This window comes from Cellulosimicrobium sp. BMG9.23 (assembly GCF_059159985.1).
Genome location: NZ_JBZGBZ010000003.1, coordinates 1 through 15094, shown reverse-complemented (window position 1 = coordinate 15094; position 15094 = coordinate 1). Strand labels below are relative to the sequence as shown.

The 15094-nt window shown below is 72.7% G+C and carries 14 protein-coding genes, 1 tRNA gene and 1 pseudogene; 7 read left to right on the top strand and 9 right to left on the bottom strand.

All coding sequences use genetic code 11. The features are described from left to right. Position 1 precedes the first annotated feature (1 nt). Both AC4H2G_RS04385 and AC4H2G_RS04380 read left to right on the top strand, forming a co-directional pair. Positions 2–541 carry a peptidylprolyl isomerase gene (locus AC4H2G_RS04385; RefSeq protein WP_494364541.1) on the top strand — a complete coding sequence of 180 codons (540 nt, stop codon included), beginning with the start codon at positions 2–4 and terminating at the stop codon, positions 539–541. 17 nt (positions 542–558) lie between these two features. After that, positions 559–1467 carry a rhomboid family intramembrane serine protease gene (locus tag AC4H2G_RS04380; RefSeq protein WP_494364540.1) on the top strand — a complete coding sequence of 303 codons (909 nt, stop codon included), beginning with the start codon at positions 559–561 and terminating at the stop codon, positions 1465–1467. Positions 1468–1558: 91 nt separating this feature from the next. On the opposite strand, the gene AC4H2G_RS04375 is transcribed toward AC4H2G_RS04380, so the two are convergent. Then, positions 1559–1813, bottom strand: a complete 255-nt coding sequence (locus AC4H2G_RS04375) for a cell division protein CrgA (protein ID WP_251152967.1) — start codon at positions 1811–1813, stop codon at positions 1559–1561. A gap of 203 nt (positions 1814–2016) precedes the next feature. Here AC4H2G_RS04375 and AC4H2G_RS04370 point away from each other — a divergent pair, with 203 nt between their 5' ends. Genes AC4H2G_RS04370 through AC4H2G_RS04355 form a run of 4 tightly spaced genes read left to right on the top strand, consistent with a single transcriptional unit; the run spans position 2017 to position 4449 of the window. Continuing rightward, entirely contained in the window at positions 2017–2826 is an 810-nt protein-coding gene (locus AC4H2G_RS04370; protein ID WP_494364539.1) for a DUF881 domain-containing protein, read from the top strand. Then, positions 2823–3602 carry a class E sortase gene (locus AC4H2G_RS04365; protein WP_494364538.1) on the top strand — a complete coding sequence of 260 codons (780 nt, stop codon included), beginning with the start codon at positions 2823–2825 and terminating at the stop codon, positions 3600–3602. Before AC4H2G_RS04370 ends, AC4H2G_RS04365 begins: the two co-directional genes overlap by 4 nt. Next, positions 3602–3802: a hypothetical protein gene (locus AC4H2G_RS04360; protein WP_494364537.1), complete on the top strand. Its 201-nt coding sequence runs from the start codon at positions 3602–3604 to the stop codon at positions 3800–3802. Before AC4H2G_RS04365 ends, AC4H2G_RS04360 begins: the two co-directional genes overlap by 1 nt. Beyond that, positions 3799–4449, top strand: coding sequence for an aminodeoxychorismate/anthranilate synthase component II (locus AC4H2G_RS04355; RefSeq protein WP_494364536.1), 651 nt, complete (start codon positions 3799–3801; stop codon positions 4447–4449). The genes AC4H2G_RS04360 and AC4H2G_RS04355 overlap by 4 nt, the downstream gene beginning before the upstream one ends. A gap of 82 nt (positions 4450–4531) precedes the next feature. Here AC4H2G_RS04355 and pknB read toward each other — a convergent pair whose 3' ends face one another. The 7 genes from pknB to AC4H2G_RS04320 all read right to left on the bottom strand — a co-directional run bounded on the left by pknB (position 4532) and on the right by AC4H2G_RS04320 (position 14094). Further along, positions 4532–6595 (bottom strand): Stk1 family PASTA domain-containing Ser/Thr kinase, encoded by a 2064-nt coding sequence (gene pknB, locus AC4H2G_RS04350; RefSeq protein ID WP_494364535.1) that lies wholly within the window; start codon positions 6593–6595, stop codon positions 4532–4534. A 110-nt stretch (positions 6596–6705) separates the two neighbouring features. Beyond that, positions 6706–8325, bottom strand: coding sequence for a serine/threonine-protein kinase (locus AC4H2G_RS04345; RefSeq protein ID WP_494364534.1), 1620 nt, complete (start codon positions 8323–8325; stop codon positions 6706–6708). Beyond that, positions 8322–9791: a peptidoglycan D,D-transpeptidase FtsI family protein gene (locus tag AC4H2G_RS04340; RefSeq protein ID WP_494364533.1), complete on the bottom strand. Its 1470-nt coding sequence runs from the start codon at positions 9789–9791 to the stop codon at positions 8322–8324. Before AC4H2G_RS04340 ends, AC4H2G_RS04345 begins: the two co-directional genes overlap by 4 nt. Continuing rightward, positions 9788–11449, bottom strand: coding sequence for an FtsW/RodA/SpoVE family cell cycle protein (locus AC4H2G_RS04335; RefSeq protein WP_494364532.1), 1662 nt, complete (start codon positions 11447–11449; stop codon positions 9788–9790). The genes AC4H2G_RS04340 and AC4H2G_RS04335 overlap by 4 nt, the downstream gene beginning before the upstream one ends. Further along, the gene (locus AC4H2G_RS04330; RefSeq protein WP_494364531.1) at positions 11449–12864 is read right to left on the bottom strand and encodes a Stp1/IreP family PP2C-type Ser/Thr phosphatase; all 1416 of its coding nucleotides are present in this window, start codon (positions 12862–12864) and stop codon (positions 11449–11451) included. Before AC4H2G_RS04330 ends, AC4H2G_RS04335 begins: the two co-directional genes overlap by 1 nt. Before the next feature lie 5 nt (positions 12865–12869). Next, complete coding sequence (locus AC4H2G_RS04325; protein WP_494364530.1) at positions 12870–13376, bottom strand: FHA domain-containing protein FhaB/FipA; 507 nt, start codon at positions 13374–13376, stop codon at positions 12870–12872. Positions 13377–13386: 10 nt separating this feature from the next. After that, on the bottom strand, positions 13387–14094 hold the full coding sequence (locus AC4H2G_RS04320; protein WP_494364529.1) for an FHA domain-containing protein: 708 nt from the start codon (positions 14092–14094) through the stop codon (positions 13387–13389). Positions 14095–14500: 406 nt separating this feature from the next. On the opposite strand from AC4H2G_RS04320, the gene AC4H2G_RS04315 reads away from it, so the two are divergent. After that, a tRNA-Leu gene (locus AC4H2G_RS04315) sits at positions 14501–14583 on the top strand. 283 nt (positions 14584–14866) lie between these two features. Here AC4H2G_RS04315 and AC4H2G_RS04310 read toward each other — a convergent pair. After that, positions 14867–15094 (bottom strand): annotated as a pseudogene (locus tag AC4H2G_RS04310) (hypothetical protein); the annotation flags it as partial.

The window sequence follows — 15094 nt, the reverse complement described above, 5'->3', positions numbered from 1 at the left end:
CATGTTCGCAACCTTCCACACGACCGCTGGTGACATCCGGATCGAGCTCCTGCCGAACCACGCCCCGAAGACGGTGGCGAACTTCGTCGGCCTCGCCCAGGGTACGAAGTCCTGGTCGGATCCCCGCACCGGCGCCGAGCGCACCGAGCCGTTCTACGACGGCCTCATCTTCCACCGCGTGATCTCCGACTTCATGATCCAGGGCGGCTGCCCGCTCGGGACGGGCACCGGAGGCCCGGGCTACACGTTCAACGACGAGATCCACCCCGAGCTCCAGTTCGACAAGCCGTACCTGCTGGCCATGGCCAACGCGGGGCTCCGCCGCAACCCGGTCACGGGAGACGCCGAGGGGACCAACGGTTCCCAGTTCTTCATCTCGACCGTGCCGACGCCGTGGCTCAACGGCAAGCACACGATCTTCGGTACCGTCGCGGACGACGCGTCGCGCGCCGTCGTCGACGGGATCAACAACACACCGACGCGTCCGGGCGACCGCCCGCAGGAAGACATCGTCATCAGCTCCGTGACCATCGAGGACTGACCATCTCGCAGCCACCGGTGCCCCCGGGACCCCCGGGACCCCCCGCGTACGGGACGGCCGGGTCGCACGACGGCCCCGCCGTCCCGCCCGTGTGCCCCCGCCACCCCGACCGCGTCTCCTACGTCCGCTGCCAGCGGTGCGGACGGCCGACGTGCCCGGAGTGCCAGCGCCCCGCGGCCGTCGGGATCCAGTGCGTCGACTGCGTGCGCGACGCGTCCCGCAACGCGCCGGAGCAGCGCACGGTGCTCGGCGGGAGGGTGCGTGGGGGCCCACCGGTCGTCACGTTCACGATCATCGGGCTGTGCGTGGTCAGCTGGATCCTGCAGCTCGTCACGGGCGGCGAGTGGACGCGCATGCTCGCGTTCGCCCCGGTGGTCGGTGAGCAGGATCCGTACCGCTTCCTCACGGCCGCGTTCCTGCACTCGACCAGCCCGGTCCACATCCTGTTCAACATGTACGCCCTGTGGATCACGGGCCCGTTCCTCGAGCAGATGCTCGGCCGGTGGCGCTTCACGGCGTTGTACCTGCTGTCGGCCCTCGGCGGCTCGGTCGGCTACCTCGTGCTCGCCGGCGGCCCCGCCGAGCAGGCCTGGTACACGGCCGTGGTCGGCGCCTCCGGGGCCGTCTTCGGGCTCTTCGGCGCGATTCTGCTCGTCCTGCGCCGCACAGGACGCAACGCGATGCAGATCGTCGTGCTCATCGGCATCAACTTCGCGATCGGCCTGTTCTTCCCCGGCATCGCGTGGCAGGCGCACCTCGGCGGACTGGTCGTCGGCGTGCTGCTCGGGCTCGCGTACGCGTACGCGCCGAAGGCGCAGCGCACCCTCGTGTCGGTCGGCGCGACGGCGTTCGTCACCCTCGCGCTGATCCTCACGGCGTGGCTGACGTACCGGTCCGTGGCGCTTCCCACCGGGCTGGTCGGCTGACCGTCGCAAAGTTGTCCACAGGGTTGTTCACAGGTGTGGAACGAACTACGCGCGTGTCATTCCTGCCGGCGGACCGGCGTCCGGCCGCTCGCTACTTCCAGCGGGTCGTGAGCGCGAAGCCGGCGATGATGAACGCAAAGCCGACCCCGAGGTTCCACGCACCCAGCGCGGGGATCGGGAGCTGCGCAGAGCCGCTGAGGTAGAAGAGCACGATCCAGGCGAGGCCCAGGAGCATCAGCCCGAGCATGGTCGGGACGAGCCAGCGGGGGTTGCCCGTGTCGGGCTTGGGCTGGCGGGGCTCGCGGGCCGGGCGCGCCGGCTTCTTGCGGGACTTCGACTCGGGCACGAGGGATGGCTCCTGTCCTGGTGGTTCCTGCCGTCGTCGTGCAGGAACCGTGCGTGGCTCGGGTGGACGTCGTCGACGGGCGGTCGCGGTCCGGGGCTCTTGCCCGGGTCGCGGCGGTCGTCCCGTCCGTGGACGGCGTTCGTCGTCTAGCGTAGTGGGCGCACACAATAGACCACGCCACCGAGCGCAGGAAGGAAGGGCGTATGAGCACCGAGCAGTCCCCGGTCCCCGCGCCCTCGCGCGCCCGGCGCTTGCGGTCCGCGCTGACCGTAGCCCTCGTGCTCGCGCTGGCCGGCCTGATGTTCACGGCGAACGCCCGCCTCGCGCGTGGCGAGGAGAGCCGGCACCCGGAGAATCTCGCCCAACTCGTCGACAGCGAGTCCGATCGTGTCGCCGATCTCGCGGCCGAGGTGGACGCGCTCAACGACGAGATCGCGTCGCTCTCCGCAGCGGACCCCGCGACCGGCGCGGTCGACCCCGGGCTCGCGACCCGGTCGGGCGTCGCCGCCGGCACGCTGGCGGTCAGCGGTCCCGGCGTCTCCGTCATGCTCGACGACGCCCCGCCCGAGGGGAGCTACCCCGCGTCGATCCGTCCGGACGACCTCGTCGTGCACCAGCAGGACATCCAGGCCGTCGTCAACGCCCTCTGGGCGGGCGGCGCCGAGGCGATGACGCTCCAGGGGCAGCGGGTCACCGCGACCTCGGCCTTCCGCTGCGCCGGCAACATCCTGCTGCTCCACGGTCGCGTGTACTCGCCGCCCTACGTCGTGGAGGCGGTCGGGGACCCGCAGCAGCTGCGCGACGCGCTCGACCGCTCGGAACGGATCGACATCTACCAGGAGTACGTCGAGGCGGTGAACCTCGGTTGGGCGGTCGACGAGCACGACCGGATCGACATGCCCCGCTACGAGGGTGCGCTCGAGCTGAAGTACGCGCGCTCGTCCTCGCCGACGTCCATCCCCGACGACGCCTCGCAGACGGACGATGACCGGCCGGCCGAGGTCGCCCCGTGAGCACGGCCACCGCGCCGCCCATCCGGCACCGCTCCGGCGGCCGGTCTCGACGCGGGGGGCCGGTCTCCGCCGTCGTCGGCGTGCTGGGCGAGGTCCTCATCACCCTGGGGGTGCTCCTCGGCCTCTACGTGGTGTGGCAGCTCTGGTGGACCGACGTGCAGGCCGACCGCGAGCAGGCCCAGATCCTCGCCGAGCTGGACGCCCCGGTGCCTGACGCGGACGACGTCGCGGTCCAGGTCCGGCGCGACGCCCCGCCCGTCATGGAGCCGCCCGCGGCCGGCGAGGTCTTCGGCACGCTGCACGTCCCCCGCTGGGACGACGCGGTCATGCCCATGGCCGAGGGCACGGACAAGCGCGCGATCCTCGACAAGGCGATGGCGGGCCACTACCCCGAGACCGTCATGCCCGGGGACGTCGGGAACTTCGCGCTCGCCGGCCACCGCATGACCTACGGCGCGATCTTCCACCGCGCCGAGGAGCTGCAGATCGGGGACCCGATCGTCGTCGAGTCGGACGACACGTGGTACGTGTACCGCGTGACGCACCTGCAGGCGGTCGAGCCGGACCAGGTCGAGGCCGTAGCCCCGGTCCCGTGGGAGCCCGGCGTCGAGCCCACCGAGCGGTACCTGACGCTCACGACGTGCCACCCCATCGGTCTCAACTCGCTCCAGGCGCGCTTCATCGTCAACGCGAAGCTCGACTACTGGCTGCCGGTCGCGGACGGCACCCCGCCCGACCTCGTGGGCCAGACCGCACCGACAGACGGGAGCGCGTGATGTACGGGGCGTTGTGGCGCATCCTGCCGGGGCCCGCGTGGGTCCGGGTGCTCCTGCTGCTGGTCCTCGCGGCCGCCGTCGTGCTGGCGTGCTTCGAGTGGTTGTTCCCCATCGTCGCCGAGCGCATGCCGTTCAACGACCCCAACGTCCAGACGGGCGCCGTCGGCATCCCGGCACAGGCAGGAGAGAACCCGAGATGACCCGCATCCTCGTCGTCGACAACTACGACTCGTTCGTCTACACGATCGTCGGCTACCTCGACCAGCTCGGGGCGCAGACCGTCGTCGTGCGCAACGACGCCGTCCCGGAGCCGGACGCCGACGGCGTCTTCCGCGACACCGACGGCACGCCGTTCGACGGCGTGCTCGTCTCCCCCGGTCCCGGGACGCCCAAGGAGGCCGGGCAGAGCGAGCAGGTCATCCGGGCGTGCGCCTCGTCGCGCACCCCGATGCTCGGCGTGTGCCTCGGCCACCAGGCGCTCGCCGAGGTCTACGGCGCGACCGTCACGCACGCCCCGGAGCTCATGCACGGCAAGACGAGCCTCGTCGAGCACGACGGCGCGGGCGTCCTCGACGGCCTGCCCGAGCCCTTCACCGCCACCCGGTACCACTCGCTCGCCGTCGTGCGGGACACGGTTCCGGGCGACCTTGCGGTGACCGCGCAGACGGCGGCCGGCGTGGTCATGGGCCTGCAGCACCGTGAGCTGCCGCTGCACGGCGTCCAGTTCCACCCGGAGTCCGTCCTCACCGAGGGCGGGCACCGCCTGCTCGCGAACTGGCTCGAGGCGTGCGGGCTCGACGGCGCGGTCGAGCGATCCGCAGGCATGGCACCTCTCGTGCGCCAGTAGCGCGAACGTCCGCGACCACGACGACGGCCCCCACCTCCGCAGAGGTGGGGGCCGTCACGTCATGGTGCCGGAAGACCGGTGGTCAGGGGTTACCGTTCCCGCCGCCGTTTCCTCCGCCGTCGCCCTCGCCGTCACCGTCGCCGTCGCCCTCGCCGCCGGTCGCCGGGCCGGGGCCCGTCGAGACGATGAGCGAGACGTCGGTGCCCTCGGGCACCTCGGACCCGCCGCGCGGGTCGGAGCCGATGACGGTGCCCGCGGGCCACGTGTCCGACTCCTGCGTCTGGCGGTTCGGTGACGGGTTCAGCCCGGCGGCCCCCAGCGCCTCGGTCGCCTGCGCCTCCGTCATGCCCGCGAGGTTCGTCGGGACGGTGGTCGTCTCGACGGCCCGCGGGATCGCGACCGCGATCGTCACGTCCGATCCCTGGGGGACCTGACCGGCGTTCGGCTGCTGCGACAAGACGGTGCCCTCGGCCTCGTCGGACTCGGTCTCCTCGACGACGGGGTTGAGGCCCAGGTCGGTGATCGCCGCCTCGGCGTCCTGCCGGTTCATCCCCACGAGCTCTCCGAGCTCGACGCGCCCGTCGGAGGTGTAGAGCGTGACGGCGGAGTTGGCCGCGACCGTCTCGTTCGCGGCCGGCTCGCTGCGCGTCACGCTCCCCTCCGGGACGCTCGCCGAGTTCTCCGTGTTCACGGTGCCGACCGTGAGACCGGCGTCCGTGAGGAGCTGGCGCGCCTCGTCCTGGCTCCTGCCGGTGACGTCGGGCACCTGGACGCTGTCCGGGCCGGTGGAGAACCAGACGCTCACCTCGGTGCCGGGGTCGACGTCCTCGCCGCCCGCCGGGTCCTGGCGGATGAACTCCCCCTCGGGGACGTCGGCGCTCTGCTCGAGCACCGGCGTGAACTCGAGGTCGAGGTCCTCGAACAGCGTGCGCGCCTCCTCCTCCGTCATCCCGGCCTGGACCGTGGGGACGGTGACGGTGTCGGGCTCGGCCGGGGCACGGTTGAGCAGCCACAACGTGACGATCGCCGCGATCGCGAGCACGCCGACCGCGATGAGGGTCCACATGAGGCCCTTGCGGCTCTTGTGCTCCTCCTCGTCCTCGCCCGGGACGTCGCTCGGCGGGACGGCGGGAGCCGCCGCCGTCGCCCACGGGGACGGCGGCGCGGCTGCCGGGCTCATGACCTGGGTGGCCGACTCGACCATCGTGGGCTGCAGGTCGGCTGCGGCGACGGCGCCCAGGCCGGCGGCCGCGGCCGCGACCCCTAGCGAGGGCGCGGTGATCGCCCCGCCGCGCACGGCGTTCTCGAGGTCCGCACGGAACTCGGCGGCGTTCGAGTAGCGCGCGGTGCGGTCCTTGGCGAGCGCCTTGAGCGTGATCCGGTCGAGCACCTCGGGCACGTCGGGCGCGAGGGCGCTCGGCGTCGCCGGGGCCTCGCGCACGTGCTGGTACGCCACGGCGACGGGCGAGTCGCCGATGAACGGCGGGCGGCCCGTGAGGAGCTCGTAGAGCAGGCAGCCGGTCGAGTAGAGGTCGCTGCGCGCGTCCACGGTCTCGCCGCGCGCCTGCTCGGGCGACAGGTACTGCGCGGTCCCGATGACGGCGTGGGTCTGCGTCATGGTGGCCGCGGAGTCCGCGACGGCGCGCGCGATGCCGAAGTCCATGACCTTCACCGCGCCCGTGGGCGTGATCATGACGTTGGCCGGCTTGATGTCGCGGTGCACGATGCCCGCGTGGTGCGAGTACTCGAGCGCCGCGAGCACGCCCGCCGTGATCTCGACGCCCTCGTCGATCGGGACCGCCTGGCCGTCGCGCAGGATGTCCCGCACGGTGTGGCCCTCGACGTACTCCATGACGATGAACGGGACGTGCACCGACGCGCCCTGCGTGTCGGTGTGCACGTCCTCGCCCGTGTCGTACACGGCGACGATCGCGGGGTGGTTCAGCGACGCGGCCGCCTGCGCCTCGCGGCGGAAGCGGGCGAGGAACGACGGGTCGCGCGCGAGGTCGGAGCGCAGGATCTTGATCGCGACGGTGCGTCCGAGCCGGGCGTCGTGGCCGATGTGCACCTCGGCCATGCCGCCGCGGCCGATGAGCTCACCGACCTCGTAGCGACCGGCAAGCACGCGGGGAGCGTTGTCCACCACTCATTCGTCCTTCGGAGTCGTCGGAGCCGCGGGCGCGTCCGCGCGCGGCACATCTGGCGCAATCATCCCACCCGGGGGCGTCCGGGAGGGACGGGGACACAACGATGTCGTCACGATGTCACCCCGTGGTCCCCGGGGTGCGCGACCAGCGCGACGAGGTGCGCCGTCGGCACGGCGGACCGCGCGGCGTCGTCCGCGGAGTCGTCGCCGCCGGTCACGATCGTCGCCACGAGGACGACGAGGAGCAGCCCGAGCAGCGCGACGAGCGGCCACGTCATCCCCTTCGGGATGCCGCCGATCCGCTGACCCGTCGTGGTCGAGGTCCGGCGCGCCGTGGCCGTGGGTCCGGGCGGGTCCTGGGTCTGGCGGCGCATCTCCGCACGGGTCGACGGCGGGCCGGACGCCGTCCGGTCACCCGGACCCGGGCGGTCGCCGGGGCCGTCGGGCCGGCCCGCGGGACCGGCGCTCCGCGTCGCGGAGCGCGGCGACCCGGGCCGCGCGGCCGCGGGTGCGGGGCGCCGCGTGCGGGACGAGCCGTGCATCTCCCGGCGGGGCGGGTAGGAGCGCGGGGACGCCGCGTCGTCGTCCTCCCCGGGCGCGCCGGGAGCCGACGACGGACGCTCCCACGGCAGCGCGGGACCGGCCTGGAACGGCGGGACCTCGGCGGGGGCGGGCGGTGCCGGCGGGGCCGCGCGCTCGTCGTCCGGGTGGGGCTCGCGGACCGTCGCCGGGATGACGATCGGCGTGATGACGGGGGCGAGGTCCTCGTGAGGGACGCCGCGTCCGGCGTCCTCGGACGCAGGACCGGTGGGCTCCGCGCTCGCCGCCGCCGCGTCGTCGGGCTCGTGCCGACCGCGTCGGGACCGTCGCGTCGGGGGACCGCTCACGCGCGCGGACCACGGGTCGGCGGCGAGCCGGGCGCCGATCTCGTCGAGCACCTGGGCCAGCTTCGCCGCCGTCCGCGGGCGTGCGAGCGGGTCCTTGGCGAGCATCGCCATGATGAGGGCGGACAGCTCCGGGTCCACCGACGACGGCAGCGGCGGGACGGCCTCGTTGACGTGCGCGACGGCGATGTCGACGGGCGTGGAGCCCGTGAAGGGCCGGTTCCCGACGACCGACTCGTACGCGACGATGCCCAGCGCGTACACGTCGGACGCGCCGGTCGCGGCCTGCCCGACGGCCTGCTCCGGCGACAGGTACTGCGCGGTGCCCATGACCATGCCCGTGGCCGTCATCGGCACCTGGTTCGCCGCGAGCGACACCCCGAAGTCCGTGATCTTCACCGTGCCCGAGCGGTCGATGAGGATGTTGCCCGGCTTGACGTCCCGGTGCACGACGCCTGCGACGTGCGCGGCGTGCAGCGCGCGCGCCGTCTGGGACAGGATCGGCAGGAGCCGCGACGGCGGCAGCACGGGCTCGCGCTCGAGGAGGTCCGCCATGGGCTCGCCGATCACGAGCTCCATGACGAGGTAGCCGGACCGGTCCTGCTCGCCGTAGTCGTACATCTGCGCGATGTTCGGGTGGGACAGGGCGGCGCTGTTGCGCGCCTCGGTGCGCAGGCGGTTGAGGAAGTCCTCGTTGCCCGCGTACTCGGTGCGCAGCACCTTGACCGCGACCTCGCGGCCGAGCGCGTCGTCCGCCGCGACCCACACCTCGCCCATGCCGCCGACGGCGATGCGCCGGACCAGGCGGTACCGGTTGCCGAGGTGGAGCCCCCGCACGGGCTTCATCCGTTCAACACCGCCTCCATGACGGCCTTCGCGACCGGTGCGGCGATCGCGCCGCCGGTCGCCTCGCTGCCCATGGACCCGCCGCGCTCGACGAGGACGGCGACGGCCACCTGCGGGTCGCCGGCGGGCGCGAAGCCGGTGAACCACGCGTGCGGGTCGACGTCCGGTCCGGTCTGCGCGGTGCCCGTCTTGCCCGCGACCTGCACGCCGGGGATCTGCGCCGCCGTGCCGGAGCCGTTCTGCACGACGCCGAGCATCATCTGCGTGAGCTGGTCCGCCGTCGTCGGGGACACCGAGGTGCGCAGGCGGCGCGGCTCGGACTGCTGGACGACCTCGAGGTCGGGGTCGCGGATCGTCTCCACGGTGTACGGCGCCATCTGCACGCCGTCGTTCGCGATCGCGGCCGAGACCATCGCCATCTGCAGAGGGGTGGCGCGGACGTCGCCCTGGCCGATCGCGGCGAGCGCGGTGCGCGGTGGTGACGACTCGTCGGTGTCGTTCGTCGGGAAGTGGCTCGCGGTGACGTCCATGGGGATGGTGAGCGAGTCGTCGTCGAACCCGAAGGCCTCGGCCTGGTCGCGCAGCACGTCGTCGCCGAGCGCGACCCCGAGCGCGGCGAACGACGTGTTGCACGAGATCCGCAGCGCGTCGGCGAGGGTCATCTCGCCCGTCGGCGAGCAGCGGATACCGCCGAAGTTCGGCAGGACGGACGACGACTGCGGGAGCTGGTACTCGTTCGGCGCGGGGATCACCGACTCGGACGTGTACTGGCCGCTCTCGATCGCCGCCGCCGACGTGACGAGCTTGAACGTGGAACCCGGCGGTTCCGTGTTGCCGCGGATCGCCCGGTTGCTCATGGGGTTGCCGTCGGCGTTCGTCAGCTCCTGGAAGGCCGCGCTCGCCGCGCCCGTGTCGTGCGTCGCCAGGGCGTTGGGGTCGAAGCTCGGCTTGGACACGAGCGCGAGCACCCGACCGGTCGTCGGCTCGATCGCGACGACGGCGCCGCGCTGGTCGCCCAGCGCGTCCCACGCGGCCTGCTGGGCGGCCGGGTCGATGGTCAGCTCCACCGAGGCGCCCTGCGGCTGCTCGCCCGTGAACAGCGCGGTGAGGCGGTCGAGCCACAGGGAGCTCGCCTCGCCGTTGAGGTACTCGTTCTCGGCGCGCTCGATCTCCGACGTGCCGTTGACGACCGAGAAGTAGCCCGACACGGGCGCGTACAGCGGTCCGTTCGTGTAGGCGCGCTGGAAGCCGAACGGGTCGTCCACGGGGGTCGACGACGCGATCGCCTCGCCCGCGACGACGATCGGGCCGCGGAAGTTGCCGTACTCGCGGTAGATCGTGCGGACGTTGCGCCCGTCGTTGTTCAGGCTGTCCGCCTGGAACACCTGGATGTAGGTCGTCGACACCATGAGCGCGAGGAACATCACGAGGACGACGCTCGCGACGCGGCGCAGGGGGACGTTCATCGGGCTCCTCCCCACGGGTCGGCGTCGGTCGGTCTGCGGACCACCTCGGTGCGCTGGTCGTCGGCGTGCTGGTCGGGTTCAGGTCCGGGAACGGGTCCGGCGCCCGACGGCGCGGGCTCGCCCGCGCGCGGCACCGCGGCCTGCACTCCGGTCGCCGCCCGGACCGGCCCCGTGCCAGGGTGCGCGCCGCCGACCGTGGTGGGGGCGTCGTCGGGCCTGGCGCCGACGGGGATCGCGCCGGTGCCGCCGACGACCTCCACCGGGTCGCTGTCGGTGCGCTGGCGTGCCCCGCCGGGCGCGACGAGGCCGCGCACGGGCAGCGACGACGGCCGCCGCGCGTCGTCGGAGATGCGCAGCAGGAGGCCGACCACGATCCAGTTCGCGAGCAGGGAGGAGCCACCCTGGGCGACGAAGGGCATGGTCAGGCCCGTGAGCGGGATGATGCGCGTGATGCCGCCGACGACGACGAACAGCTGCCACGCCATGACGAACGCGAGGCCGCCCGCGAGGAGCTTGCCGAAGCCGTCGCGCACGCCGATCGCGGTGCGCAGGCCGCGCTCGACGAGCACGAGGTAGGCGAGCAGGATCGCGAGCAGGCCGGTGAGGCCGAGCTCCTCGCCGAGCGACGCGTAGATGAAGTCGGAGAACGCGTAGGGCACGAGGCGCGGGTAGCCCTCGCCCCAGCCGGTGCCGAAGAGCCCGCCGTTCGCCATGCCGAACAGACCGCCGACGAGCTGACCGGAACCGCCCGGGTCCCGGTTGTAGATCTCGGGTGCGAGCGGGTCGAGCCACACGTCGACACGGGCCTGCACGTGGCCGAACGTCGTCGCGGCGAGCACCGCCCCGGCGGCGAAGAGCAGCAGGCCGATGACGACCCAGCTCACGCGCTCGGTCGCGATGTACAGCATCGCGACGAACAGGCCGAAGAACAGCAGCGACGTGCCGAGGTCGCGCTCGAACACGAGGATCGCGAGCGAGACGAGCCACACGATGATGATCGGTCCCAGGTCGCGCAGCCGCGGGAGCTGCAGGCCGAGCAGCCTCGGCCCGGCGAGCGCGAGCGTGTCGCGGCTGGTCACGAGGTAGCCCGCGAAGAAGATCGCGAAGGCGATCTTCGCGAACTCGGCCGGCTGGAGCGAGAACCCGGCGACCTGGATCCAGATCTGCGCGCCGTTGATGCGCGTGCCGAGCCCGGGGACGAGCGGCAGCGCGACCAGCACGATGCCCGCGATCATCGCGGTGTACGTGTACCGGCGCAGCGTGCGGTGGTCGCGCAGGAACCAGATGACGAGGAACGCGCAGAGGATCCCGAGCGCCGTCCACTGGAGCTGGCGCGGCGCAAGGTCCTGGGTGCCTCCGGTGATCTGCGAGCCCAGGTCGAGCCGGAAGATCATCGCGAGGCCGATGCCGTTGAGCGCGACCGCGACGGGGAGGATCACGGGGTCGGCGTACGGGGCCTTGATCCGCAGCAGCACGTGCGCGGCCCCCGAGAGCACGACCATCCCGGCGCTGTACAGGTAGAAGCGACCCGGCAGCTCGCCCGTGAGCTGCAGGCCCACGATCGCGTACGCGCCGATGCCCAGCGCGAGCGCCAGGACGAGCAGACCGAGCTCCGCACCCCGCCCGGGGCGCACGTCGGTGGTCTCCACCGTCGCCATCACGCCCCCGCGTCGCTGCTGGTGGTGACCTCGGGCGTGCTCGTGGGCTCGTCCGTCGGTGTCGGCGTGCTCGTGCCGGGCTCGTCGCCCGACGTCGCGTCCTCGCCGGATCCCTGGTCCGCCTCCTGGTCCGCGGTCGCCTCGGCGACGAGGCGGTCCGCGCGGGCGCGCGCGTCGTCGAGCGACGACGCGGGGATCGTGGTCTCGAGACGGTCGACGACGTACCCGGGCAGGTCGTCGACGCGCGCGCCGGTGAGCTCGACGGGGGTCGACAGCGTGACGGGGCCCGCGCTCTCCGGGATGCCGCGGAAGACCGCGACCTGCCCGTCCGCGACGCCCACGTAGTACTGCGACTGCGTCCAGCGGTAGCCGGCCCAGCCGGCGACGCCCAGGCCTACGACGACGAGCGCGATCGCGACGACCGTGACCCAGCGGCGTGGTGCCCGGCCGGGCCGGACGTCGTCCGTGCCGTCGGCGTCGGCGTCGCCGGGCTCCGGGTCGTCGTCGGCCGGTTCGTCGCCGTCGGCCGACGTGGCGGTCTTCGGGGCGGCGGCCTTCGCGCTCGCGACGAGCGAGGCGGCGCGCGCGGCGGGACCGTCCGCCGCGGAGGTCGGGCGGTCGCGGTCGATCGCGGCCGATCCCACGACCTGCGCGTGCGTCGAGGGGGCTCCGCCGTCGGGCAGGGCGTCGACGTCGACGACGTCCGCGACGACCACCGTGACGTTGTCCGTCGAGCCCGCGCGCAGCGCGAGCTGCAGCAGCCGGTCGGCGCACTCGTCGACGTCGGGCGTGTCCAGCATCGTCTGGGCGAGGGTCTCGGTGCTCACGAAGCCCGACAGGCCGTCGGAGCACAGCAGCCAGCGGTCGCCCGGCTTCGCCTCGCGCACCGACATGTCGGGCGTGAGGTCGATGTCGAAGTCGCCGAGCACGCGCATGACCACGTTGCGCTGCGGGTGCGTCTCGGCCTCGTCCGCCGAAATGCGGCCCGTGTCGACGAGGTGCTGCACGAACGTGTGGTCCGTCGTGACCTGCGCGAGCTCCTCCTCGCGGAGCAGGTACGCGCGCGAGTCGCCGAGGTGGGCCATCGCGAGCTTGTTCCCCGCGCGCAGGATCGCCGTGACGGTGGTCCCCATGCCCGCGAGCTCCGGGTCGGACACGCTGCGCTCGACGAGGTCCTGGCGCGCGTGGTCGATCGACTGCTCGAGCTCGGTCAGCGCGTCGTCGGACCCGTGAGACTCGCCGTCGAGGTGCGCGAGCGCCGCGATCGCGATGGACGACGCGACGTCGCCCCCCGCGTGCCCGCCCATGCCGTCGGCGACGACGAGGAGGTGCGGCCCCGCGTACCCCGAGTCCTGGTTGTTCGAGCGCACGAGCCCGACGTCGGAGCGCGCGGCGTAGCGCAGGGCGATGTTCACTGCGGCTACCTCTGCAGCTCGACGACGGACTGACCGATCCGCACGCGCGTCCCCGGACCGAGCGGCATCACCTGCGTGATGCGCTGGTCGTCGACGTAGGTGCCGTTCGTGGAACCCAGGTCCTCGACGAACCAGGAGCCGTTCTGGGGAAAGATCCGGGCGTGCCGCGACGACGAGTAGTCGTCGTCGAGGACGAGCGTGCAGCTCGGGGCGCGACCGATGAGGATGGACGACGTCGTCAGCGGGACCGTCGTCCCGCGCAGCGGGCCCGCCGTGACGACGAGCCGGGACGGGCCGGCCGGCGCGGACGGGCGGGCGGGCTCGGGGGCCGCGGGAGCGCCGGCGGAGGTCGACGGCGCGGGGCGAGCCCCGGCGTCGGACTTCTTCCCGCGGCGCGGCGTGATCTTGGTGCCGTACAGGTCGCGACGCAGCACCCCGATCGCGGAGAGCACGAACACCCAGAGCAGCACCAGGTAGCCCAGCCGGAGCAGGGTGAACGTGAGGTCGGTCATGCGGGCCGGATCACCACTCCTCGTTGTCGGACGCGCCGGTCCAGAACATGATGCGGGTACGGCCGATGGTGAGGGAGTTGCCGTCGAGCAGCGTCGCCGCCGGGACCTGGTGGCCCTCGACGAACAGCCCGTTCGTCGAGCCGAGGTCGGACGCGATGACGCCCTCCGGCGTCACGCGGATCTCGAGGTGCCGGCGCGAGACGCCCGGATCGTCCACGACGATGTCGGCCTCCGACCCGCGCCCGATCACCGTCACGGGACCCGTGAGGAGGTAGCGCTGGCCGTCGATGTCGACGAGGGGGTGCCGCGTGCTGGGCGACGCCGACGTCGCGGGCGCCACGTTCCCCCGCACGCTCGCCGACCGGAGCTGGAAGCGGCCGACGTCGAGCACGTCGTTCTGCTCGAAGCTCACGCTCACCGGGCCGACGAACGCGTAGTGCTGCGACGCCGCGTACTGCGTGACGTTCGACGCCAGCTCGTCGGCGAGCGTCTCCGCGCCCCACCCCTCGACCTGGCCGAAGTCGTCCACCGACAGCTCGATGGTGAACTCGTTGGGCACGACCGTGCGGTCACGGTCCACGACGGCGGCGCGGTCGTCGACCTCCCGGCGCAGCGCGCTCGCCAGCTCGACCGGCTTGACCTCGCTCCGCCCGACCTTGGAGAACGCGTTGTTCACGACGCGCTCCACGCCCTTCTCGAAACGGTCCAGGACTCCCATGCCACCTCCTCCCGTTCGTCGCTCGATCACGGCCCTGCTTGCCGGTCTCCGCAGACGCGGACCTCGCGTCCAGGCAGAGTACCTAGATCGTATCGACCACGTCTGCGGCGTCGGCCCGTTTCGCCGGGAGAATCCGGGACGGATGTGGCGCGTTCGTGGTGGACGATGTGAACGTCGGGCGGACGGCGAGGTGCACGCGTGCCGTCGGTCCCGTCGCGGCGGTCGTGACCTCAGCCCTCGCTCGGCGCCGAACACGACCTGAAGGTCGTCAACGGGGCCAGAACGACCTCGAGGTCGTGGTCGACGGCGCGCGGTGACATGGTCGGCGGGCGGTGGCTCCGGTGGCTCCCGGACGGGCGGTGCGATTTCCGGGGGAAGGTCTGGTGCTGCTAGTCTTCTGCGGCACGCGCGAGTGGCGGAATGGCAGACGCGCTGGCTTCAGGTGCCAGTGTCCGAAAGGGCGTGGGGGTTCAAGTCCCCCCTCGCGCACGTGAAGAGGGTTTCGACTTCTCGGTCGGAAGACCTTCGGAAAGTCCCGGTCAGGTGATCCTGGCCGGGACTTTCTGCGTCCCTGGGCCTGTGCGGAGCGGTGGACGACGGCGTTCGCCGGCTCTGGGCGTGGCCGGCCAGGGTCCAGGGGGTGCTTGGGGTGGGTCGGGCGGTGTGCGGAGGTGTCTGAGGGCACGGCGGAGCGTCGCGCGGGCCGTGGTTCGACGCCCGGTATTGCTGTCGCGTGTGCGCGAAGCTGTCCTGGCGTTCAGTGCGAAGCGGGTTAATCCCCTTCGCCGGGTGGTCCGCGGCGGTGTCGTCGCAGTGACCGGGTGCTTCTGCCGAGGGGTCGGCTGTCCGCGGGTTCGTTCAGCTGCGTGGCCCAGGGGTCGGGTTCGTCGTGGCGTGTGTGCCAGCGGTAGAGCTCGACGGTGTTGTGGGCGGCGAGGTAGATCGCGAGGAGCAACGCGGTGGCATGCCGGTCGAGGATCTGGATGAAGCCGCGGTTGAG